This window comes from Staphylococcus caeli, assembly GCF_051413795.1.
Lineage (GTDB): Bacteria > Bacillota > Bacilli > Staphylococcales > Staphylococcaceae > Staphylococcus > Staphylococcus caeli_A.
Genome location: NZ_JBOIRQ010000004.1, coordinates 1 through 23,787 on the forward strand (window position 1 = coordinate 1; position 23,787 = coordinate 23,787).

The 23,787-nt window shown below is 33.1% G+C and carries 22 protein-coding genes; 1 reads left to right on the forward strand and 21 read right to left on the reverse strand.

Going from position 1 to position 23,787, the window contains the following annotated elements; translation table 11 throughout:
• Positions 1-154: 154 nt before the first annotated feature.
• The 19 genes from rny to rbfA form a co-directional block, all read right to left on the reverse strand.
• Positions 155-1,714, reverse strand: coding sequence for a ribonuclease Y (rny, locus tag ACSULM_RS03400; protein WP_436860595.1), 1,560 nt, complete (start codon positions 1,712-1,714; stop codon positions 155-157).
• Positions 1,715-2,038: 324 nt separating this feature from the next.
• The gene (recA, locus tag ACSULM_RS03405; RefSeq protein ID WP_436860598.1) at positions 2,039-3,085 is read right to left on the reverse strand and encodes a recombinase RecA; all 1,047 of its coding nucleotides are present in this window, start codon (positions 3,083-3,085) and stop codon (positions 2,039-2,041) included.
• Between the two features lie 173 nt (positions 3,086-3,258).
• A complete protein-coding gene (locus ACSULM_RS03410) occupies positions 3,259-4,401 on the reverse strand; it encodes a CinA family nicotinamide mononucleotide deamidase-related protein (protein WP_436860600.1) in 1,143 nt (380 codons plus the stop codon).
• A 158-nt stretch (positions 4,402-4,559) separates the two neighbouring features.
• A complete protein-coding gene (locus ACSULM_RS03415) occupies positions 4,560-4,667 on the reverse strand; it encodes a hypothetical protein (protein WP_436860603.1) in 108 nt (35 codons plus the stop codon).
• 17 nt (positions 4,668-4,684) lie between these two features.
• Entirely contained in the window at positions 4,685-4,846 is a 162-nt protein-coding gene (locus ACSULM_RS03420) for a hypothetical protein (RefSeq protein ID WP_436860604.1), read from the reverse strand.
• Positions 4,847-5,054: 208 nt separating this feature from the next.
• Positions 5,055-5,633: a CDP-diacylglycerol--glycerol-3-phosphate 3-phosphatidyltransferase gene (gene pgsA, locus ACSULM_RS03425; protein ID WP_436860606.1), complete on the reverse strand. Its 579-nt coding sequence runs from the start codon at positions 5,631-5,633 to the stop codon at positions 5,055-5,057.
• Between the two features lie 52 nt (positions 5,634-5,685).
• On the reverse strand, positions 5,686-6,078 hold the full coding sequence (locus tag ACSULM_RS03430) for a helix-turn-helix domain-containing protein (protein WP_436860608.1): 393 nt from the start codon (positions 6,076-6,078) through the stop codon (positions 5,686-5,688).
• A 31-nt stretch (positions 6,079-6,109) separates the two neighbouring features.
• Positions 6,110-6,940 carry a DUF3388 domain-containing protein gene (locus ACSULM_RS03435; RefSeq protein WP_436860610.1) on the reverse strand — a complete coding sequence of 277 codons (831 nt, stop codon included), beginning with the start codon at positions 6,938-6,940 and terminating at the stop codon, positions 6,110-6,112.
• 187 nt (positions 6,941-7,127) lie between these two features.
• The gene (gene ymfI, locus ACSULM_RS03440) at positions 7,128-7,832 is read right to left on the reverse strand and encodes an elongation factor P 5-aminopentanone reductase (protein WP_436860612.1); all 705 of its coding nucleotides are present in this window, start codon (positions 7,830-7,832) and stop codon (positions 7,128-7,130) included.
• A 1-nt stretch (position 7,833) separates the two neighbouring features.
• Positions 7,834-9,126: an EF-P 5-aminopentanol modification-associated protein YfmH gene (gene yfmH, locus ACSULM_RS03445; RefSeq protein WP_436860614.1), complete on the reverse strand. Its 1,293-nt coding sequence runs from the start codon at positions 9,124-9,126 to the stop codon at positions 7,834-7,836.
• Positions 9,126-10,415 (reverse strand): EF-P 5-aminopentanol modification-associated protein YfmF, encoded by a 1,290-nt coding sequence (yfmF, locus tag ACSULM_RS03450; protein WP_436860615.1) that lies wholly within the window; start codon positions 10,413-10,415, stop codon positions 9,126-9,128. The genes yfmH and yfmF overlap by 1 nt, the downstream gene beginning before the upstream one ends.
• Positions 10,416-10,425: 10 nt before the next feature.
• Positions 10,426-11,139 carry a GntR family transcriptional regulator gene (locus ACSULM_RS03455; RefSeq protein ID WP_436853718.1) on the reverse strand — a complete coding sequence of 238 codons (714 nt, stop codon included), beginning with the start codon at positions 11,137-11,139 and terminating at the stop codon, positions 10,426-10,428.
• A gap of 2 nt (positions 11,140-11,141) precedes the next feature.
• Complete coding sequence (locus ACSULM_RS03460) at positions 11,142-13,607, reverse strand: DNA translocase FtsK (RefSeq protein ID WP_436860617.1); 2,466 nt, start codon at positions 13,605-13,607, stop codon at positions 11,142-11,144.
• A gap of 311 nt (positions 13,608-13,918) precedes the next feature.
• The gene (gene rnjB, locus ACSULM_RS03465; RefSeq protein ID WP_436860618.1) at positions 13,919-15,592 is read right to left on the reverse strand and encodes a ribonuclease J2; all 1,674 of its coding nucleotides are present in this window, start codon (positions 15,590-15,592) and stop codon (positions 13,919-13,921) included.
• Positions 15,593-15,917: 325 nt separating this feature from the next.
• Positions 15,918-18,011 (reverse strand): polyribonucleotide nucleotidyltransferase, encoded by a 2,094-nt coding sequence (gene pnp, locus ACSULM_RS03470; protein WP_436860620.1) that lies wholly within the window; start codon positions 18,009-18,011, stop codon positions 15,918-15,920.
• 249 nt (positions 18,012-18,260) lie between these two features.
• On the reverse strand, positions 18,261-18,530 hold the full coding sequence (rpsO, locus tag ACSULM_RS03475) for a 30S ribosomal protein S15 (RefSeq protein WP_436853714.1): 270 nt from the start codon (positions 18,528-18,530) through the stop codon (positions 18,261-18,263).
• Between the two features lie 103 nt (positions 18,531-18,633).
• Entirely contained in the window at positions 18,634-19,605 is a 972-nt protein-coding gene (locus tag ACSULM_RS03480; RefSeq protein ID WP_436853713.1) for a bifunctional riboflavin kinase/FAD synthetase, read from the reverse strand.
• A 13-nt stretch (positions 19,606-19,618) separates the two neighbouring features.
• Positions 19,619-20,536: a tRNA pseudouridine(55) synthase TruB gene (gene truB, locus ACSULM_RS03485; RefSeq protein WP_436860622.1), complete on the reverse strand. Its 918-nt coding sequence runs from the start codon at positions 20,534-20,536 to the stop codon at positions 19,619-19,621.
• Positions 20,537-20,771: 235 nt separating this feature from the next.
• Entirely contained in the window at positions 20,772-21,116 is a 345-nt protein-coding gene (rbfA, locus tag ACSULM_RS03490) for a 30S ribosome-binding factor RbfA (protein ID WP_436853711.1), read from the reverse strand.
• A 409-nt stretch (positions 21,117-21,525) separates the two neighbouring features.
• Between rbfA and ACSULM_RS03495 the strand changes: the two genes are divergently transcribed.
• Complete coding sequence (locus ACSULM_RS03495) at positions 21,526-22,398, forward strand: hypothetical protein (protein WP_436860625.1); 873 nt, start codon at positions 21,526-21,528, stop codon at positions 22,396-22,398.
• Positions 22,399-22,674: 276 nt separating this feature from the next.
• Here the strand turns inward: ACSULM_RS03495 and ACSULM_RS03500 are convergent, their stop codons facing one another.
• Together ACSULM_RS03500 and ACSULM_RS03505 are read right to left on the reverse strand one after the other, a co-directional pair.
• A complete protein-coding gene (locus ACSULM_RS03500) occupies positions 22,675-23,475 on the reverse strand; it encodes a hypothetical protein (RefSeq protein ID WP_436860627.1) in 801 nt (266 codons plus the stop codon).
• Positions 23,468-23,674: a hypothetical protein gene (locus ACSULM_RS03505; protein ID WP_436860629.1), complete on the reverse strand. Its 207-nt coding sequence runs from the start codon at positions 23,672-23,674 to the stop codon at positions 23,468-23,470. Before ACSULM_RS03505 ends, ACSULM_RS03500 begins: the two co-directional genes overlap by 8 nt.
• Between the last annotated feature and the right edge of the window lie 113 nt (positions 23,675-23,787).

A 23,787-nucleotide genomic window follows, 5' to 3' on the forward strand; every position in this document is an offset into this window, starting at 1 on the left:
CATCTTACAATAGAGTGCCGTTTATGGGCATTTTTTTTATGAAATTTTAAGAGTGTTGCACTTAATATTACAATCCGTCATATAAAAAAACAAACTAAGCATTGTTTAGCTTAGTTTGTTGAAAACTCAATATTAAATGTTTAATAAGTAATTTTTATTTTGCATATTCAATTGCTCTAGTCTCACGAACAACTGTCACTTTTATATGGCCAGGATATTGAAGCTCATCTTCAATTTGGCGCTTAATATCTCTTGCTAAGCGATGTGATTTTAAGTCGTCGATAGTTTCTGGTGATACAATCACTCGTATTTCTCGACCTGCTTGGATGGCAAATGCTTTTTCAACACCTTCATAACCTTCTGACAGTGTTTCTAGTCTTTCCAATCTTCTTATATAATTTTCTAATGTCTCTTTACGAGCACCTGGTCTTGCAGCAGATAAAGCATCAGCTGCTGCTACAAGTATAGAAATAATAGAAGTTGGCTCTACATCACCATGGTGAGAATGGATAGCATTAATTACCGTATCATTTTCTGCATATTTTTTAGCTAACTCAACACCAATTTCAACATGGCTACCTTCAACTTCATGGTCAATTGCTTTACCAACATCATGAAGTAATCCGGCACGTTTAGCTAACGTAATATCTTCACCTAATTCTGCAGCTAACATTCCACTTAAGTGTGCAACTTCAATGGAGTGTTTTAATACATTTTGTCCATAGCTTGTACGATATTGTAAACGACCCAAGATTTTCACTAAATCTGGATGCATATTATGCACATTAATTTCAAATGTAGCTTGTTCACCTGCATCACGAATGATGTCGTCTACTTCTTTACGAGCTTTATCAACCATATCTTCTATACGTCCAGGATGGATTCGACCATCCGAAACAAGATTTACTAATGCAGTTCTTGCAATTTCACGTCTAATTGGGTCAAAACCAGAAAGAATTACTGCTTCTGGCGTATCATCTATAATTAAGTCAATACCTGTTAACGTTTCTAACGTTCTGATATTTCTACCTTCTCTACCAATGATTCGACCTTTCATTTCGTCATTCGGTAAATTAACAACGGAAACTGTTGATTCAGAAGTATGTTCTGCTGCTAATCTTTGAACAGTAGTTGCTAATAACTCTTTTGCATTTTTATCGACTGCTTCTTTTGCTTCTCTCTCTTTTTCCTTAACAAGTATTGCAATATCTTGTGACAATTCATCTTCAACTCTTTGAAGTTGCTCTTGAGCTGCTTCTTCTTGAGTGAGACCAGAGATGCGTTCTAATTCTTGTTCATGCTTATTTATTAATGTTTGAACACTACTCTCTTTTGCATCTACTTGTTGTTGTCGTTCTTCAAGTTTAGACTCTTTTTGCTCTAAAATCTCATCCTTTTTGTCTAACAGATCAGATTTTCGCTCTAAGTTTTCTTCTTTTTGTAGAAGTCTTGCTTCCTGTCTTTGAAGTTCACCGCGTCTTTCACGAAGTTCGTTTTCACTTTGTTCTTTGATGATTTGGTTTTCTTCTTTTGCTTCTAGGAGCTTTTCCTTCTTAATATTCTCTGCTTCTTTATTACCTTGCTCGATAATATCTTTAGCAGTTTGTCTTGCTTGTATTTGCTTTTGATGCAACAAATTTCGGGCAATTAGATACCCTACAACAACTCCGAGAATAATACCTAGCAAAATGAGTAGGAGGCTTAATAAATTCACACAAACACCCCCTTTTATCTAGGATTTTGCTCTGTATATCAAATTCAATATGATTATATGAAGTTATATAAGAATCATACAATGTAATTGTACGGTTTTAAACTAAGTGGTGTCAAGGTTTCCATATACATTAATTCAATATTTGAAACAACTCTTTTACACTAAATGCACTTTAGCAATTGCTGGTCCTTAATTAGCAACATTTTTAGAATGAAAAAACTTTTCATATAATATTTTGAAATTCTTATGTAAAAACAAAAATAAGTGCACATTTTTTATAATGTACACTTATTTTATAATTTATCTCTATATAATTAATATCGATTATTCTTCGTCAAATAACGTTGCTGGTTTCTCAGCTTCCGTTTCTTCAACATCACCATCAAAAATGCCTAATTTCTCACGTAATTTTTGATCAATTTCATTTTTAATCGTTGGATTTTCTTTAAGGTAAGATTTAACGTTTTCTTTACCTTGCCCCATGCGCTCTCCATTATAAGAATACCAAGCACCGGATTTATCAACAATTTCATGCTCAGCACCAAGGTCTATTAATTCGCCTTCTTTAGAGATACCTTTACCGTACATGATATCAACTTCTGCAATTCTAAATGGTGGTGCTACTTTATTTTTTACAACTTTAATTTTCGTTCTGTTACCTACAATTTCTTGGCCTTGTTTCAATTGCTCGGCACGACGTACTTCTAAACGCACTGAACTATAGAATTTTAACGCACGCCCACCTGGTGTTACTTCAGGATTACCGAACATAACCCCTACTTTTTCACGAATTTGGTTGATAAATATTGCTGTCGTATTTGATTTTGAAATCGCACCGGAAAGTTTTCTAAGTGCTTGTGACATCAAACGTGCTTGTAAACCAACATGTGTGTCACCCATTTCACCTTCAATTTCAGCTTTAGGTGTTAAGGCAGCAACTGAGTCAACTACAACGATATCTACAGCGCCACTTCTAACGAATGCTTCTGCAATTTCTAAACCTTGCTCACCATGGTCTGGTTGTGAAAGATAAAGGTTTTGAATATCTACACCTAATGCTTCTGCATAAACAGGATCTAATGCGTGCTCAGCATCAATAAAAGCTGCTACGCCACCATTTTTTTGAACTTCCGCAATTGCGTGAAGTGCCACAGTCGTTTTACCTGAACTTTCAGGACCATATATTTCAACAATTCTACCTTTAGGGTATCCACCTACACCTAATGCATTATCTAAAGTTACTGAACCACTTGATACACTTGATACACGACGACCTTTATTATCGCCTAATTTCATTACTGCACCTTTACCAAATGATTTTTCCATATTTTTAATTACCGTATCTAAAGCTTTCTGACGATCGTTATCCAATGCTGGACCTCCTAAATGAGTTTTATCTCTGAAAAATATCTTATACATACTATACCTTGATTTAAATAATTCCGCAAGCATTTTGCGAATATTTGTTCGCTAAACTTTAAAACATCACAAACAAAAATAGAACACATGTACTAAAAATATTGTTTTTTGATACATGTTCGTATCTATTTAAACCAATTTAGTAGTCTAATTAACACATAATTTGGTGTTCTGCTTTTTATTAAATTTCGTCTTTGCGGCATTTTGAATGTCTGGATCGTTAATTGTTTATGTTTTAAAATGCCTAAATAAACTGAATCATTTTCATGCAAAATTGAAATTCCAATATCTGTTGCAAATAAATCTTTAACAATATTAGCTGTAATAGAAAGTTGCGCTTCAATCGTATCACGGGAAGCTACAAATTGCTCGTGATGAGACAGCATTCCTTTAAGTGTGTTATCTGTATCAAAATCTTTCATTCTTGAGTACAAAATACCTTCAGTTACACCATCATATACTGCAAATGTATGGGAAACATTTTCCATAAATGCTTGCTCTAGCAAATCATCATCTGAACCGTAATAATATTGGCCAATACGTTGTAAAATTTGAGCTTTTATTGGTGCGATCAATGCTTTACAAGCTCGCTCTGTTTCACCATTAGCTGTTAATCTTACATTAACTTCATGAGTCCCAGCCAAGGGTGCAATCGTTGGATTTGATTGATTATCAATTAAATCTAATAATTCTGTTTCGACTTTTGATTCACCAATTCCAGCAAAACGTAATGACTCTGAAAATATCGTGCGTTCACCATTTAGAAAATATGGTAATAACGCTTCTTTAGCCATTGGCTTCATTTCTTTTGGTGGCCCGGGCAACAATGCAATACGCTTGCTATCTTGTTCAACTAACATACCGGGTGCCATGCCATTTTTGTTTTCTAATACATGTGAACCCTCAATCACAAGTGCTTGCTGACGATTATTTGGTGTCATTTCTGTACCTTGCTCATTAAAATACTGTTCAATATAGTCTAGCGCATGTTGATTGATGACCAATTCTTTTCCTAATAATTTAGCTACTGTATGTTTCGTCAAATCATCTTTTGTTGGTCCTAAACCACCAGTAAGTATCACTGAATCATACTTTGACATAGCATGTTCTATTACGTTCTCTAAACGCTCTGGATTGTCTCCAATTACTGTATGTTCTACAACATTGTGTCCAGCTTCGTTAAACAATTTTGATAAATATTGGCCATTGGTATTTGCAATTTGACCTAACAATAATTCTGATCCTACTGCAATAATAGAGATATTCACACTACATCCTCCTAGTATCAAATGCACCTTTTAACATTTAACGAAAAGCATGCATTTATTAACAATATATGTCTACTTCCCTTTATTATAAAATGAGAAACTCCAAAAAACGAAAAATTAGCTTTCAACTTTTTAAGCTGCAATTTCACTTATTTGAATTAAATAAAAAAAAGAAGCATGAGTTCTGCTACACTTGTTTCTATTTCTTTAATTGTTTGTCTCATTGATTTAATACCAAATAATCTTTGTGTGAGTAATATCTTCACTAAAATAACAAGGTCTATTAATGGTCTACCATTAGACAGTATTTGTCTTCGACAAGTTCATATACAAAGTTTAAATCTAATATCGCATCGACTTTACGTAATAAATGATTATTAAGGACTAATTCAGAGATAGAGATCATTTCATATTGATCTCTTTTATCAATTGATTTATTTAGCATAATAAACACCACCAATCTTTAATTTACATATAATATTTTGTGTATAATATTGGCAGTAATTTATGCCGACTCCTGCGGGAATAGCACTAGCCGAAGACTACAGGCTAAGGCAGTGCCCGCGGAAAGCGTGCATAAAAAAACTGCCAACAAAGTCGGAGACTTTGTCGACAGTCTGAGAAGCATGAACTCATGCTTCTTTTAGGTATTATTATTTTGCTTTAAATACGTCGCGACCTTTATAGAAATATTCTATTCCAGATAAGATAGTGAATACTACGCCAATATATAGCATTACTTGACCTAATTGGAAACCAATCCATATAGCTAATGGATCACCTAGTAGAATCCATACAATTGCTACCATTGTAACTGCCGTCTTAATCTTACCTAATTGCCCTGCAGCACTTACAAAACCTTGTTCAATTTGTAATAAACGTAAGCCAGTCACTGCAAATTCACGTGCAATAATAATAATTGCAACTATAGAATTCGTTAAATCAACTTGAACCAACGCAATTAGAGCACTAGAAACAAGTAATTTATCAGCTAATGGATCTAGGAATTTCCCCATATTCGTTACAAGATTCCATTTTCTAGCTAAATATCCGTCCACAAAATCACTAAGTGATGCAACAATAAAAACAATTCCACTAATAAGTAATTCTATTCTTATTTCATTCCCACCTAGAAATGAAATGTTACCAAAACCAAAATCTGCAAGTGCAAATAGAAGAAATATTGGAATTAGTATAACTCTGAAAACAGTTATCCAATTCGGTATATTCATAAAAAGTCCTCTTTTCTATATATATCTAATATTTATTTATAAAGTACTGTTTCTAAAAAATCAAAACTGAAAAAATCCATAATAATGCTGAAATAACAACAGCTAAACATACAACAATTGCTACCTGCATAGGTTCTTTGTTCTTACTACGATACGAAGGTTTATCTTCTTGTGAGAAGGCATTAATTGTTTGTTGCATAGTTTCGTCATTATTTGGAATTTCATCTCTATGCGCTTCTATCAATTGCACTGAGTCAATATTAACAGCTTGTGCATATTTTCTGATGAAACCTTCAGCATAATTCACATTATTTAATGATTCAAAATCATTATTCTCAATAATTGTTAAAGTTTGACGTTTAATTTGTGTTCGTGACTCTAATTCAGTGAGCGTCATTCCTAAACGTTCTCGTCGTCCTTTTAACGTTTGACCAACTAAATTCAATGGTTAGTCCTCCTCACTTATCATTCATCAATTATTCAAAAAATCCAAAACCGCCGCCAAATGTATCATTACCAAAGTCTAGGTTATTTTTACTTTTAACGGTCTGCTTTTTCATTTCTTCATATTGAATTTCTTGATTTTTATTTTCTCGTAATTCAATAATATAATCAAAATCACTCATTTCATAGTCACTTGTTTCTACAAAAAGATCTGGGTGTTCTACTACTTTGATTGCAGGTAAACTCATCACTTCTTTAACTAACTCTTGATGTTTTTGATTAGATTCTCTGGCTGTAACAGCACCATCAATAATATAAACATGGTCAGAATCATATTCACCTTTAATTAAAGAACTTCGAACCGTTTGCTTGATTAACGTAGAGCTAATGAATAACCATCTCTTATGTGCACAGACACTACCTGCTACAATAGATTCAGTCTTGCCTACTCTAGGCATTCCTCTAATACCAATAAGTTTATGTCCATTTTCTTTAAATAATTCGGCCATAAAATCCACGAGTAAACCTAAGTCATCTCTTTCGAAACGGAAGGTTTTCTTGTCATCAGCATCTTGCTCTATGTATCGACCATGTCTGACCGCTAAGCGATCACGTAATTCTGGCTGTCTCAATTTTGTAATTGAAATATCATCTATTTCTGTAACAATATTTTCAAAACGATGTACTTTATCAAGACTATCAGATTTAATTAAAAGACCTCTTCGTCCTTCATCAATACCATTAATAGTAACGATACTAATCCCCATCATACCTAACAAACTTGATATGTCGCCTAAGAGACCTGCACGGTTCATTGTTATCTTATATTCTAAATACCATTCTTTTTTTGTAGCTACTGCCATGAAATAAACACCCCTTTGTTTAAAGAACGCATACTATAGACTTAAATCATATATCTAATAGCATTTAATAACTATAAGTTTATTTATTGCTAGTTTCATTTGTCATATAAAATGTTAAATTATTGTACACATATTATATCATTGAATGTTTCGGAGTTGGTTTATTTTCCAAATATTATTTAAAATTTTATAAGTACCAAGCACCATTTACTTTTTGGATTGTCCCCGTAATACTCTTGGCTAGTGGATGACACAAGTAACTACAAGTATGCGCAATTTCAATAGGATCAATCAATCTTTGCTGTGGCAACGAGTTTCTAATTTCTGTTAGTTCATCATCCGTCCATACGTTTGCCATGTTCCCTTTTACAAAGCCAGGTGCAATTGCATTTACGGTAACTAATGTCATCGCTAATTCTTGACTTAAAGCTTTAACAAAAGCAATCTGTGCACCCTTCATCGCAGAATAGACTGATTCCATGCTAGCACCCGTTTCACCCCATATTGATGAAATAATGACTATGCGCCCAGAATCACTTTGTCTTAACTGGTCTGTGAAATAACGACAAATTCTAATCATTTGCCTTACATGTAAATGGTAACAAGTATCAATCATTGTGTCTGACATATCTTGCAATTGACCATAAAGTGCTGTACCTGGTGCATAAACGAGGCAATCAAGATGCTTAATAAATTGTAAATGGGTTTCTAAATGCACATCTTGCGTTAAATCCAACTGGATGAATTGGACTGGCTGTTCACGATAACGTTGCTGCAATACATCAATATCAGCGCAGTGGTAATGTACAATCACTTCATAACCATCATCTAACAAACGATCTACTATAGCTGAACCTATTGTACCGGAACCACCCATTACTAAGGCTCTCATGTTATTTCATCTCCAAGCGACTGTCGACAACTTGTGCCATATTTAAACACATTTGTGAGGTTTCATTAACGCTTTCTAACGTAATACTTTCCACAATTTCTAACAGATCAAATAAACTTACACCTTCAAAATAAAGTTTTGTGTATTGGTTGGCAATATATTCTGGAGAATTCAAACCTGAGATAAATTCGCCAATAAATTGTTTTTTCAATAAATCAAATGCTTCTACATCAGTCAAATTGCCTTGATATTTTTCAATTTCAGATATAAGTACAGCTTTTAATTTATCTGGATATTGCGTAGCGCTAGTGATTACAGAGAAGCTGTATGTCGGTTCTAACACGAATTGATATCCGAATGTCTCATCAATCAAGTCTTCATTCAGTAATGATTGATAAAAGTCAGTCTCTTCGCCAAATAACATTTCATAAAAAAGAGTCATTTCTAAATCACGTTTAACAAATGCAGCATCTGGTTCTTCCGTGAGTGGTTTATTTTTAAACCCTAACATGAGTCTAGGTGATTGTAGCTTCATCGTTTCTGAAACTTTAACTTCATTAACCGTTGCTTTTTCTACTAATGCATCTCTAACAATTTGCGGTTGAGCAACTTTATCACGCTGTGCTTCATGTGTAGCAATCACATCGTAAATATGAGATACATCAACATCACCCACAACAAAAAGAACCATATTAGATGGATGATAGAAAGTTTCATAACATAAGTACAAATCATCTTTCGTTATTTCATAAATACTTTCCACACTACCAGCAATGTCTACACGTATCGGGTGTGTATCGTACATCGCTTTCAATGTGTTAAACATTAATTTATATCCCGGTTGTTCTTGATACATTTTAATTTCTTCAGCAATAATACCTTTTTCTTTATCTACAGTTTCTTTCGTAAAGTAAGGTGATTCGACCATAGTTAACAGTCGTATAATATTACGTTCTACATGATCAGTTGCACTAAATAAGTAACTTGTCCGATCGAAACTTGTAAATGCATTTACTTGAGCATTATCTTCAGCAAACGCCGTAAACAAGTCTTCACCAGAATCGTCATTCTCAAATAGTTTATGTTCTAAAAAATGTGCGACGCCATCAGGCACTGTAACAAACGTATCACTACCATGTGGCTTGAATTTATTATCTAGTGAGCCAAACTTTGTAGTATATGTCACAAACGTTTTTTGAAAACCTTTTTTAGGAATAATGAATAATTTGAGTCCGTTATTTAATTCTGCTTCGAAAACGCGCTCATCTATTTGTTCATAATATGTTTCTCGCATTATTCATTACCTCCTTTTGTCAAAATATAAATAGTATCTAACGTAACTTTCTGTGCCAATTGTTGAACATCTTCTTTAGTTACTTGTTGTATACCAGATAAATAATCATCTTCACTCATAGGTGTATCCAATAAAATATTATTGTTTAAAATTTCAATAATACTCTTCGGCCTATCGTGTGATTCTTGTCTTTGCGATAAAATTACTTTTTTGGCTAGCGCTAATTTTTCTTCCTCAAACTGACCATTTTGAAATTTTTCAAATTCAGCAATTATAGTATCTTTGGCAATGTCGTATTTATCTGCAGAGACACCACTAAGTACAAACATATAACCATTTTTAGCATCAATCTGTGAATGGATAGAATATGCTAAACTTTGTTTTTCTCGTACTTCATTAAATAGTACCGAAGATGGATCTCCTCCAAACATGACATTAAACACTACCATGGCAAAATAATCTGCGTCGCCATATTGTGCTGGCAATCTGAATCCCATATTTAATTTTGCTTGATCTACATCGTCTTTTTCAATAACTTCAAGTGGCATTTGTGACTTTGGTGTTGGTACGGCAGTTTGGGTTAACTCAAACTGAAATGGTTTAATATTAAAGTAAGATTGTAATTGTTGTTTTACTTGCAATTCATCTACATTACCTACTACATATACAGCACAATAGTCATTTTGTAACATAGATTGATATGTATGATATAAAGTTTCTGGTGTGATGCTTGATATGTATTCAACTTGACCAGTTGCTAAATGGCGATATGGTTGTTCTCCAAACATGTTTTTAAGTAAATTCAAGAATGATATTTGTGATTTATTATCGACCATCGCTTCTAATTTTTTTGTTAATAATGATTTTTCTTGTGCGACAAATACATCATCAAAACGGCCATCTGTAATCAGTGGGTTCCAAATCATTTCTTTAAGTAAGTTTAATCCTTTTTCAAATAAAGGCGTTTGATCTTTTAAGTAACGTTCATTTACAAGTTCCAATGAAATCGTAATTACATGTTTATCTTTAAATTTAGTTACAAAACTGTTTACATATGCTCCGTATAGTTGAGATAGATGTCGATTAGATGCTTTATCTGTCGGCCACTCTTTCGTAGCGCGTACCAACAATTTACTTAAAATAGAACGTGCTGTCGTTGTTTTACTGTCTAAAGGTGCCATGAATTTCAATGTAATTGTTGTCGTTTTAAATTTTGTTGTTGGCATTACATTAATATGTATATCGTCTTGTATGTTCTCAGTGTTCAAAATATCATGCCTCACTTCCATAAATTTATTATTATAATCTGTTTTTAACCGTTTTAAATTTTACTAAACTACTTTTGAAATAATTAAATGAATAAAGTATCGGTTGATTATCTTTATCATAGTGTACTAACTTCAATAGCATTAGCCCTTCATGTGGTGATGCACCAAGTACATCCGAAATATGTGGCTCGTAACTAATTGCTTCCATTTCTGTATCGGCATAAGCCACTTTTCTATTTGTATATGCTTCTATAGCATCCAATAATGATTCATCACTATTTTGATATTCTGCACAAGTTAGTGACTCTGTAGGCAATTTATCTAAGCAATACACAACTGGATTATTGTCAGCTGTACGCACCCGTTCAATAATTGTCACATATGCTTTATCTGCAATCTTTAAACGCATAGCATCTAAAGAGGTAGCTGGTTTTTCATCAAAGCTAATATATTCCGTACCTGCCTTATAACCTTGATCCTCAATCATCTTACTGATACTTACAACCTCTCCTAAAGGATAATAGAATGGGTGCAGTGATTTAACACATGCACCTTCTTCTAAGTTATTCGATAGGACTTGTTCTGTAATCAATTCATCTACTGCATCATAGACATCGTCTGTTTTTACATTTAATGTTCTCGCAATCGCTAAATTACTTGGCAGTGGTTCTCCATGTTGTAACTTACCAGCTTTAATTTGTTGAATCATCCACTCTTTTACTTTATAAACAGAAGTCAATTCCATATTTACACCTCATCACTATCTAAATCCACTAATATTTGTCTAGGTTTACTACCTTTTTGTGGTCCAATTACTTGATTACGTTCTAAATCATCCATTAATCGTGAAGCACGGTTATAGCCAATTCTAAATTGTCTTTGTAACAATGACGTACTTGCTTTTTGTTGTTCAAGAACAAATAGATATGCTTCATCATATAACGCATCTTCACTCTTCATTTCTGATTTTTCAACGGGAGCATCAGGTTCCATTTCTTTCACATAATTTGCTTTTTGCTGTTCAACGACATAATTTACAACGTCTTGAACTTCTTGATCACTTAAAAATGCACCTTGTACTCGCGTTCTCGTAGAACCACCATTTGCTACGTAAAGCATATCGCCTTTTCCTAACAATTTGTCAGCACCACTGCTATCAATAATGGTTCTAGAATCAATTTGTGAACTTACTGCAAAAGCAATTCTGCTAGGAATATTATTCTTAATTAATCCAGTAATAACGTCTACAGAAGGTCTTTGCGTTGCAATTATCAAATGAATACCCGCAGCACGTGCCATCTGTGTAATACGTTGAATGGCATTTTCAACTTCTTTTCCTGCTACCATCATTAAATCGGCTAATTCATCTACAATTACAACAATATATGGTAATTCAGATTGCTTTTCTTCCATTTCCATATTTTGACGTCTAATCGCTTCGTTATATCCTTCAATATTTCTTGTTGAAGAATGTTGGAATAAATCGTAACGACGTTCCATCTCAGCAACGACTTTCTCTAAAGCCTGAGATGCTTTGTGTGGATTCGTAACCACTGGAATGAGTAAGTGAGGAATACCATTATATACGTTCAATTCTACCATTTTCGGGTCTATTAACATAAGTTTTACTTCGTGCGGCTTCGCATTCAATAAAATACTTGTAATAATGCCATTTATACAAACGGACTTCCCGCTACCTGTTGAACCAGCTACTAATAAGTGCGGCATTTTATTTAATTCTACCGTTATTGGATCACCTGAAATATCTCTACCTAACCCTACTTCCAACTTGTTTTTAGCCGGGAATTTTTCATCTAGTACCTCTTTTAATGACACAAGTGAAATTTTATCATTCGGAACTTCAATCCCAACTGCTGAACGCCCTGGAATTGGCGCTTCAATTCTTATATCTTTCGCTGCCAATGCTAAAGCAATATCATTATGCAAGTTTACAATTTTACTTACTTTAACACCTTGTGCTGGCTGTATTTCATATTGTGTAACTGCAGGTCCGATTTTAATTTGCGTCACTCTAGCATCCACACCGAAATTTTTAAGTGTTGTTTCTAAGAGTTGGCCCTTTTTCTGAACTTCAGCTTTAGATGTTGCTTTTTGTTTGGCAGGTTGATTTAGTAATGATAATGGCGGTACAGTATAAGCTTCATTTTCAACTTCTCCTGCTTCAGAAATTGAATTTACCGCTTCACCTTGCGCTTCATCGCTATCTTGATTACTATCCATAGCTTGATCTAATGACGTTAAATCAGCATCCGACATTGGTTGTGAAGTATTTTGATTAGCAGTATCTTCATGGTCAAACATACGCTTGCGACTCGAACGACTACTTTTTTGGGAAGAATTCGTCTGTGCTACCTCTTCTTCATTGTCACTATGACCATAAATTGGGATCGATGACTGCATTTCAGAATTTGAGTTAGAAACCTCTTGTAACTCACTAACATCTTTTATGTCATCATCGCCAGTATCTGCTCTAGTCGCTTCTAAGCGTTGTGCCTGCTCAGCTTTTTTCTCTGCTTTTACACGTGCCTTGGCATCTTTTTTAACTTTGTTTTGTTGTCTCTTTTCTTTATAATTCGCTGAAGCATCTTGGCTTTTTATTTTTAGCATTTCAAAAAATACTTTAGAAACATCGCGATGTTTTTGCTTTAACAGTAAAATAATACTAGAAGCAATCAATAAAATTGTCACTATAATAATACCCACAATAGAAATGAGCGGAATGAACAAAGCTAGTAAATAATGTCCAATTAAGCCACCACCAAAATTAGGAAAATGCGAATGTTCATATGATTTATACACAAAAGATAATACTGGCTCTCGTTGTGCTTGAACCTTATTTGTAAAATAAAATACGATTTGTGTTACTAACAATAGTGCAATTTGTAATACAAATGCTCCTACTGTTCGTCTAGTCTTCGGCAAAGCCTTATAATATGTAATAAATACGGTACCAATTAAAATGAGTAAATATGTTAAAAATCTACTTGAACCAAATAAATAGTTAAAGAAACTATCAATCATCGTACCCACAATACCAAGTTGAAAAGCACCTAATATAACAAGTACAAAAACAGCAATCGCTATGATATATCTTAATGGACTATCACCCTGTTGTTTCTTTTTATTCGTTGTTTTCTTTCTTGTAGTAGTAGGTTTACGCTTAGTAGTTGTTCTTTTTTTTGCCTGTGCCAAACTTTACACCTTCTTCTCGACTCTTTGTCTCAATTTATCTACGTGCGAACATGCTAAAATTCACATCAATATGTCCCTTGATTTTGCACTTAAATTATTTGTTATTGCCTTTAATATGTACAATTACAATGCATAAATTAATATTTATAACCCTTACATAATAACACAAAAGAGGTAAGACAATTACCGCTCTCAGTAAATTTAAAGGTTACATCTCTCGTACAACATGTTTCAACATGTCAATGTAATCAGCTTTTAAATATATTTAACCTTAGCGTTTGTCTTAACCTCTTTGTTTAGTTCAGAAATAATTAAATTTCTGATATAACTGGAATAATCATAGGACGACGTTTTGTATTCTCAAATAATAATTTACTTATTTGATCACGCATACTTTGTTTAATTTCTGACCATTCAATACGTTTTTCTTGTAAACCTAATTCTACAATTTCACGTACTTTTTCTTCAGCTTCGTTTAATAATGCTTCACTTTCTCTAACATATACAAAACCTCTAGATTGAATTTCCGGTCCTGCAGCGATTCTTCTATTTTTAGGATCAAGTGTTACCACAGCAATGAAAATACCATCTTCAGCTAATAAATGACGGTCTCTGAGGACTATATTACCTACGTCGCCGACACCAATACCATCTATAAGAACATTTCCAGAATTTACTTTTTCATTTAAAATCATTTCTTCGCCATCGTAATTAACAACATCGCCTTTTTCTACTAAAAAGATTTTTTCAGGTTGTACGCCTGATTCATTTGCTAATTTAGCATGTGCAATCTGCATTTTAAATTCACCATTTACAGGAATAAAGTATTCTGGTTTCATGATATTAATCATCATCTTCAACTCTTCCATACAACCATGGCTTGAAGCATGAATTTTTTTGCTGTTTGGAATAATTTCTGCACCAGCACGTACGAGTTCATTTAACGTATTACCAACAATAACTTCCATATTCGCAGAAGCTGTAATCGCTAAAAATACTGAATCTCCTGGTTCAATATTCATTATTTTGTGTTTCTGTTGAGCCATTTGATTCAATGCTTCTACAGGTTCGCCTTGCATACCTGTTGCAATAATAATCACTTCATTTTTAGGATAATTTTCAACTTCATTAATTGGAATTAACAAGTCTTTTGAAATATCAAAATAACCCATTTTTCTAGCAATATTAAACGAACTTTCTAATGAACGTCCTAAGAATGACACTTTACGGTTCAATCTTTGTGCTAAATTTAAAACTTGCTGAATACGTATAAAATTCGATGCATAGCAAGATACAATCAATCTACCTTTAACTTTTGTAAATGCATCATACATATGTGATTCAATGACATTTTCCGGTGTATTATAGCCTGGTTTTTCAGCCTCAGTAGAGTCACTGATTAATGCAAATACGCCTTCTTCGCCAATTTCAGTCATTTTCTTCAAATCTGGTGCATAATGACCATGTAAGCTTTGATCGAATTTGAATTCACCTGTGTAAACAATCGCACCGTAAGAAGTATGAATACAAACGCCTAAGCTATCTGGAATACTATGTGTCGTGTTAAAGAAAGTGATATTAAAACCTTTGAAACGCATAACAGATTCATTATTAACTGTGTAATATCTCACTTTTTTATTCACATTACGTGCTTTCATATTCTCTTTAATTAACGCAATCGTTAATTTAGAACCATAAACTGGTGCATCCACTTGTTCTAATACATACGTAACTGCACCAATCGCGTGTTCATGACCATGTGTTAAAAAGATACCTTTTAATTTTTCTTTGTTTTCAATGACATATTGGATATCTGGAATTACAATATCTACCCCAAGCATTTCATCTTCTGGAAACATCAAGCCAGCATCTAGCATGAACATTTCATCGTCTACTTCGACGATATACATGTTTTTCGCAATTTCTCCAACTCCGCCGAGTGGTATGATGCGAATATTTTTGTTTTTTTTCTTTATTAAACTCAAAATGTTACCTCCTATTAAATTTCCCCGTCCATATATAAACTCATAATTTATTATAAGTTAAAATAGGCTTTATGTACACTATTAAAGTAATGTGATATAACCTTCACGCTTGTTTTTATTTAATAGTACATATTTCATTGCGATTCATTTATGTGCGCTGGAATATATTTTTTATTGTATTTTCATATGTAAAAAAAGAAACTAGTTATTCTGAACTACACGCATATCAATAAATGCACTTATTTCATGCATTTGCTGATTGCAAGCATTCATTTAGCTAGTCTCTTCTTATATAAATCAATATAAATTAATTGTTACTGCTAAACTATAGCAACGCTTTATGTGACGCATTAACGCGACCTTGTTTATCAATTTCAGTCACTTTTATTTTAAATGTGTCGCCAACTTTCAACACATCTTCCACTTTTTCAATACGTTCATTAGCAATTTGTGAGATGTGTACAAGTGCATCTTTACCTGGGAATAGTTCAACAAAGGCACCATATTTTTCAATACGTTTAACTTTCCCTTCATAAACTTGTCCAACTTCAGCTTCTCTTGTAAGATCTTCGATAATTGAACGCGCACGTGCGATTGCATCTTTATCAACAGCACCGATGAAGATTGTACCATCTTGTTCTATATCTAGCTTAACGCCCGTTTCATCAATAATTTCATTGATTTTCTTACCACCAGGTCCAATGACATCTCTGATTTTTTCTGGTTTAATCGTCATTGTAACTACTTTTGGTGCAAATGCACTTAATTCGTTACGAGGTGTATCAATCGTTTGTAGCATATGATCTAAAATTGCAAGTCTACCTTCACGTGCTTGTTCTAACGCTTCTTTGATTATTTCTTTAGTCAATCCATCAATTTTGATATCCATTTGAATGGCAGTAATACCTTCTGATGTACCTGCAACTTTAAAGTCCATATCTCCAAGTGCGTCTTCCATGCCTTGAATATCTGTTAGTATCGTATAGCTATCATCACGTGTTACAAGGCCCATTGCAATACCTGCAACCGGTGCTTTAATTGGTACCCCTGCATCCATTAATGCTAAAGTAGAGCCACAAATCGAAGCTTGTGATGATGAACCATTTGATTCTAATACTTCACTAACAATTCTTACAGTATATGGGAAGTCTTTTAAATCAGGAATGATATAACTTAACGCGCGTTCGCCAAGTGCACCATGTCCAATTTCACGACGTCCAGGAGAACGTACAGGTCCAGTTTCACCTACTGAATAATTAGGGAAATTATAGTGATGCATGAAACGTTTTTGCTCTTCTTCACCTAATCCATCGAGTATTTGATACTCACTCATTGAACCTAATGTTAATACTGACAAGGCTTGCGTTTGTCCACGTGTGAATAAACCAGAACCATGTGCTCTTGGAAGTATACCTACTTCAGATTCAAGTGGACGAATTTCATTTGTTTTACGTCCATCTGGTCTGATTTTCTCTTCAGCGATAAGTCTTCTAACCTCTTCTTTGACTAAATCATTTAAAATGCCGTTCACTTCTTTAATAAGTGTTTCGTTATCTGCATCATCTTCATCAATAAATTCTGCAGCAACTTTTTCTTTTAAAGCATCTAAATTAATGTCACGTTGTTGTTTATCAAATGTTAAAACTGCATCTTTTAAACCGTGTTCTTCAGTCAATTGCTTAACTTTAGCTTCAAGAGCTTCATCTTTTTCAACTGGAACAAATTCTTTTTTAACAGGTTGTATATAATCAACAATTTCTTGTTGGAATTTCACTAATCGTTGAATTTCATTATGTCCAAAGAAAATTGCTTCTAACATTTCACTTTCTGTTATTTCACTCGCCCCTGCTTCAACCATGTTCACAGCATCTTTATGTCCTGCAACTTCTAGGTCAAGACGTGAAACTTCTTTTTGGGCAACCGTTGGGTTAATCACATATTCACCATCTACATAACCAACGTTTACACCGGCAATCGGTCCTTGGAATGGTATATCAGATACGCTAAGCGCCATTGATGAGCCAATCATCGCTGCCATTTCTGGTGAACAATCAGGGTCTGCACTTAACACTGTATTCATTATTTGTACATCATATTTATAACCTTTAGGGAATAATGGACGAATAGGTCTGTCGATTAAACGTGCCGTTAATGTAGCCTCATCGCTTGGACGACCTTCACGTTTTTTAAATCCACCAGGTATTTTACCTGCTGCGTACATTTTTTCTTCGTAGTTTACCATTAATGGGAAAAAGTCACCATCACGTGGTTCTTTTGATGCAACCGCGGTAGATAACACAACTGTATCACCATAACGAACTAATACAGCACCATTTGCTTGTTTAGCAAGTTGTCCTGTTTCAATCGTTAATGAGCGATTTGCCCATTCCGTTTTAAAAACCTTTTTTTCTTGAGACATTTCGAATCTCCTCTCATATATCTAATAAATACTATCATATCATTTCTTAGAATATTTTTATATTAGTATATTACTTTTTAAACTTTGCTTGTCTATATTTATAAAAAAGCGGCTCAGAAATCTAATAAATTAAACAAACTTACTCTGAACACTTAGAAAAATGATTTAAATTGAACAAATATCATCATAATAACAGTTGAGGCTGAGACATATACTATGCCTCAGCCTCGTCTATATACGTCTTAAAAATTAACGACGGATACCTAATGATTTAATTAATTCACGGTAACGTTGAACATCTTTATCACGTAAGTAGTTAAGTAAGTGTCTACGACGACCTACCATTTTTAATAATCCACGACGTGAATGGTGATCTTTCTTGTGTTCACGTAAGTGATCGTTTAATGCAGTGATTTCTGCAGTTAAAACAGCGATTTGAACTTCTGGAGATCCAGTATCCGCTTCGTGTGTACGATATTCTTTAATTAGTTCATTTTTACGTTCTTGTGAAATTGCCATTGTCAATTTCCTCCTTTAATTTTTATTCGCCTTTATCCGAGCAAATCGTCGGAGTCTCGAACTGCCAAGGTAAAGGTGCTAGAATGTGATTTACACATTCGCCTTAAATATTATATGATACTTCATCACCAAAATCAACAGATAATAAGTATTTCGCTTTTTCTTTATCTTTATTCATCTGTTCAACTAAAGGGTCTATACCATCAAATTTGATTTCTGGTCTCAAATAGTGATGCCAAAATACTGTCACACGCTCACCGTATATATTTTCACTAAAATCAAACAAGTTAACCTCTATCACAATTTGCGCTTTCGATGGATCATGAAAAGTCGGTTTCACTCCTACATTAGCCACGCCACGATAAATTTCTTTATTCGCACCTATTTCCATACTTACGGCATAAACGCCATTTTTCGGTAAAACATAGTCACCATTAGGTTGTACATTAGCAGTTGGAAAACCTATTGTTCTACCTCGTTTTTCCCCTTGAACGACCGTACCTTTAATACGATAACGATAGTCAAGTTCCTCATTTGCTTTTTGCAAATCACCAGTTTTCAGCGATTTTCTAATATCTGTAGTAGAAATCTTTTCCGATTCTATTTCTTGTTTACTAACAACTGTTGTATTAAACTCAGACATTTCATCAAGAATCATCATATTCCCTTTACCAAACTTACCAAATGTAAAATCAAATCCTGCAATGACTTCTTTCACACGATTTTTAATAATATATTCTTTAATAAAATCTTCAGCTGTAACATCAGCAAACTTCGAAGAAAAATTTATAATAATACAATAATCTATACCATAAGATTCCAATATTTCTACTTTGTCTTGAATCGGCGTCAAATAATCCGTACGTTTAAGTTTAGGATTTAGCACAACAGATGGATGTGGATCAAATGTCATGACGGCTTTCTTAAGATTTGATTCCTTGGCCTTTTGTTCTAAAGTTTCAAATACCTTCGCATGACCTTTATGCATACCATCAAAAAATCCAAATGCCATGGCTACATCTTCCGTAATATATTGATCTTGTTGAATTGGATGTGCTATTTCTATTACTTTCATGCGTAGGACTCCTTTAGTTAAATACCTTTTTAGGTTTAATTTCATGAATTTTTTCAGGGTGTGGTTCATAAATTGCTAACACTTTTTGTGTCGTATCATCTACCATTATAACGATTTCATCAATATTTTGCTCGAACTGCGCTTTATTAAACTTCTGACCATTCAATATTTTCCCTTTGATTTCATCATCAGATATTACAATTTGTTTTAAACCCTTCAAACCATATTCTATCGGAAACAATTTTTCTTGTAACGCGTCTTGCTCATGCAACGTTTGTATCGCTTCTAATGATAAACTCTCTTTCAAGTCAAAGCCACCACTTTGCGTGCGTGTAAGTTTAGACATATGTGCAGGTAAACCTAATGCTTTACCAATATCTGTTGCTAGCGTTCTAATATATGTACCTTTGCCACATGAAACAATAATGTCAAATTCGCAGTCATTATGTTCAAAGCGTAACCCAGAAGTGCGAGAAATCTGATTAATCACTACCTGTCTTTCAGGCCTTTCAACAACTTGATTGTTTCTCGCATATTCATATAATTTTTTACCATTAACCTTCACAGAAGAGTACATCGGTGGCACTTGTGTAATCACACCTTGAAACTGCACTAACACGTCATCAATTTGCGTACTTGTAATGGTATCTTTTTCAATATTTACACGTTCTATAACTTCACCCGTTTGATCCTCGGTCGTGGTCGTAGATCCTAGGCATACGGTAGCTTCATAGGTTTTCCCCATGTTCATGACATAATCGCTTACTTTAGTAGCATCACCGATACAAATAGGAAGTACACCTGATACCTCTGGGTCTAATGTGCCTGTATGACCTACTTTTTTTGTTTTTAAAATTTTTCTCAATTTAAATACTACATCATGGCTTGTTAATCCACGTTCCTTATAAACAGGTAATATACCATTATACATTTCTCATTCACCTTCAACTGTTCAATTTTTCATTTTCTTATCATATAACAATACAATGCTAAGTATGAATTTATGTAAAAAAAGGAGCGGTACAGAAACCAAATCTTATAATTTGATTTCATATTCCCGCCCCTCACAATAATCACCAACAATCAAGCTGCCCTTTATTGTGTAAGCTATTTTATAGCTATTATTAGATATTCAGATAAAATAATGCTATCTAGTTTAATGCAAATTAGTCTTTCTTATGCAAATCTTGAATCATGCGTTCAATTTTATTACCATAATCGATTGACTCATCGTATTCAAAGTTCAATTCTGGAATTATACGTAATCTCATTCTTGAACCTAACTCAGATTTTATAAAGCCTTTTGCTTTTTCTAATCCTTTAAAAGTATCTGCTTTTTCTTTCTCATTACCTAAAACAGTTAAATAAACCGTTGCTATTGATAGATCATTAGTTAATTGAACATCTGTAATTGTTAAAAATCCAATTCTTGGATCTTTTACTTTATTATTTGCGATATCCATGATTTCTTGTTTCATTTGCTCGCCAACACGTTCTGCTCTCATATTCATATTCTTTCACCTCACATATTTAACACTTCGGCTTTGTTCCTTACTAAAAGATTATATGATAGTTTATTTCCTATCGTCAAACATATATTGCTACGATTATGAATTACTTTTTGAAAATTGACTGCGTTTCATCGCTATGCTGTTATTGTGACACTTAAGCATACTTTCATTTCTTAACTGTTATTTTTTTGAAACAATATTTCAAAAAATAAGTTATAAATTTACTTTTAAATTGCCTAGATGTTTAAAAAAGATGCCTAAGTGAAAATAATGCTGTTAATTTTAAAATTTGTTTTTATTTTGTATTTAAATTAGCCTAACAAGTTATACATATATTATATTAAAATGTTATACTATAGTACGATTTAGAAATAGATTGTTATATTTTAAGATTTAGGAGCGTATGTTATTGGAGAAACCAGAACGCCTTTTATATATTTACACTAGACTTTTAAATGGAAAAACCTTGAACAAAGATGTCCTTGCACAACAACTAAATGTAAACGTACGCTCGATTCAAAGAGATATTAGTGATATAAATAACTTTATATATGAAGATCAAGAGTGGCATGGCCTAGACGGAAAAGTTATATATGACACCTCAATTGAACAGCATCGTTTGAAAATAGATAGATATAAATTCAAAAACAACAGATTGTTAAATCTAATTTTTCGAATGAAAAATTTCACGCCGATGATTCATGAAGATACTTACAAGCTTATAAGAGGATTAAATGCAAATTCTAATTTAGCTGAAAAATTATTATCCAATAAACTACTCAGTCAGTTTAAAGTACATAAAGAGCTAAATGAATCTAGCCTCATCTATAAAATTCAATTAGCTATTGAAAATAGTCATGAAATTCTAATTAAATATGAAAATCACACTACCACAAGTGTTACTCCATTATATACAAGATATTTCTCAAATAAATATTGGTTTACGTATCTACAAAATAATGAAATACTTACACTCGACTTGTCTTCAATTATGGATATCGAACAATTAAATACCGTTATTGATGATTCTAAATTTAAGGACGTCCAATACGTAGTTATGACTGTGACAGACCAAATTTGGCCAGAAATCAAACGACAATTCGTCATACTAGATACACAAAAAACTGAATATGGTAATAAAGTTAAACTGCTTATTTCCAAGCAGGAAACCATGCAATTGGCATATGAATATCCAGTAGATATCACATTATTATATCCTGAAAAATACGTCGAAGATTTTAAAATGACACTTAACACTCTTTTCGATAAATATAATTTTTGATAATAAAAGCAAAATATCTGCTACACATCTTACTTTTAAACAAAATCAATCACCTTTATGAAACAGACATAATTTATTTTTTAAGTGAATTTAAGTTACATCTAATAAACATATAAAAAAGCTATGAAAACGGTAGTAAGACATTACATTTTCAATTCAGTCATCTACTGCCTAAATTGGAAAGAGCCTGAGACATAAATAGATGTCTCAGGCTCTTTCATAGCTTTTTTAGTTGTAGCATTACTGAGTTAAAAATATCTCAGGAGCTTTTTAAGCTTAATTTTGTTGTGTTACCTGATTACGCATGGCATTCATTTTTCTATGAAAATCGGAGTCACCATTTTCACGCGCAATTTTTTGTTCTTGATTCCACTTATAGTATTCAGTTTTAGTTAATTCTAATTTCTTTTTCAAACGTATACGGTGCTCTTTATAACTCAAAACATTACACATTGTTAAATGTCTATTTTGCTTAGATGAAAGTACAAATAACTGATCAATTAAATATTCACAAATTTCGTTTTCAGCAAAATTTTTAAAAATAGATATATATAATTCCTCTTCACTAACAATATAGATACGTTCTTTGTCGTCTTTTAACATTTTAATCAACAATTCAAAATTCATACATTGTGATGGTAATTTATATTTATATGAGAGGAAGTCTTTGGGAATGCCTGCAGAATGACCCGTTTGATATGGAAAAAAGTTAATAACCATTAAGCGATTTGGATCTATATTAAAATGTCTAAGCGTTGATGCATTACTATATAGATATTTTACAAACCATCTGTGACGGTCAATATACGGAAGAAAACGTTTTTCACCATCAAACGTTAGCTTACCTTGTATATCTAAAAGTATTCTCTTTCTAAATTCAATAGCATCTGTCTCAGGAAGTTCATCACCATATGTTTTAAAATCATTTTCTGGTTGTTTCTTCAATATCACTATATCTGCAATTTCTGGATTTCCGAAATAAGGTCTTGCAATAGCAGGATTGATTTCGGCGTTTTCAAATGTGATTTTTTGTCTGTTTTTATTGACCCTAACTTTCCCATTCGCAAAATCAATCATTTTTTTTAAACCGTGGTATTTCTGAAAAATTTTCACCAAAGTGCGCTTCAATATATTCTAAATCTTTTGGATGAAGAAAAGCAGTCGTATCATTATTTTCCACCATTTTTTTTAATGTTGTTTCATCATAAATAGAGTTATATTGATTTAAGTATTGTTCCCAAAATTCATTTATTTCTTTTAAGTATTCACCCATCATTAATAACCCCCCTATTTACTTCAATTCTAAATAAGTGCATAGACAATCACTGTCAATCATCGCTAATAGAGTAATTTTACGATAATTTTTAAATCTAATTTAAAGCTATAAAT

Excerpts from the sequence above, each read along its gene's own strand:
- ACSULM_RS03420 (WP_436860604.1), bottom strand. The coding sequence starts at position 4,846 with ATGCTAAATAAATCAATTGATAAAAGAGATCAATATGAAATGATCTCT.
- pgsA (WP_436860606.1), bottom strand. The coding sequence starts at position 5,633 with ATGAATATACCGAATTGGATAACTGTTTTCAGAGTTATACTAATTCCA.
- ACSULM_RS03435 (WP_436860610.1), bottom strand. The coding sequence starts at position 6,940 with ATGGCAGTAGCTACAAAAAAAGAATGGTATTTAGAATATAAGATAACA.
- ymfI (WP_436860612.1), bottom strand. The coding sequence starts at position 7,832 with ATGAGAGCCTTAGTAATGGGTGGTTCCGGTACAATAGGTTCAGCTATA.
- yfmH (WP_436860614.1), bottom strand. The coding sequence starts at position 9,126 with ATGCGAGAAACATATTATGAACAAATAGATGAGCGCGTTTTCGAAGCA.
- yfmF (WP_436860615.1), bottom strand. The coding sequence starts at position 10,415 with ATGGAAGTGAGGCATGATATTTTGAACACTGAGAACATACAAGACGAT.
- ACSULM_RS03455 (WP_436853718.1), bottom strand. The coding sequence starts at position 11,139 with ATGGAATTGACTTCTGTTTATAAAGTAAAAGAGTGGATGATTCAACAA.
- pnp (WP_436860620.1), bottom strand. The coding sequence starts at position 18,011 with ATGTCTCAAGAAAAAAAGGTTTTTAAAACGGAATGGGCAAATCGCTCA.
- rpsO (WP_436853714.1), bottom strand. The coding sequence starts at position 18,530 with ATGGCAATTTCACAAGAACGTAAAAATGAACTAATTAAAGAATATCGT.
- ACSULM_RS03480 (WP_436853713.1), bottom strand. The coding sequence starts at position 19,605 with ATGAAAGTAATAGAAATAGCACATCCAATTCAACAAGATCAATATATT.
- truB (WP_436860622.1), bottom strand. The coding sequence starts at position 20,536 with ATGTATAATGGTATATTACCTGTTTATAAGGAACGTGGATTAACAAGC.
- rbfA (WP_436853711.1), bottom strand. The coding sequence starts at position 21,116 with ATGAATATGAGAGCAGAACGTGTTGGCGAGCAAATGAAACAAGAAATC.
- ACSULM_RS03500 (WP_436860627.1), bottom strand. The coding sequence starts at position 23,475 with ATGATTGATTTTGCGAATGGGAAAGTTAGGGTCAATAAAAACAGACAA.
- ACSULM_RS03505 (WP_436860629.1), bottom strand. The coding sequence starts at position 23,674 with ATGATGGGTGAATACTTAAAAGAAATAAATGAATTTTGGGAACAATAC.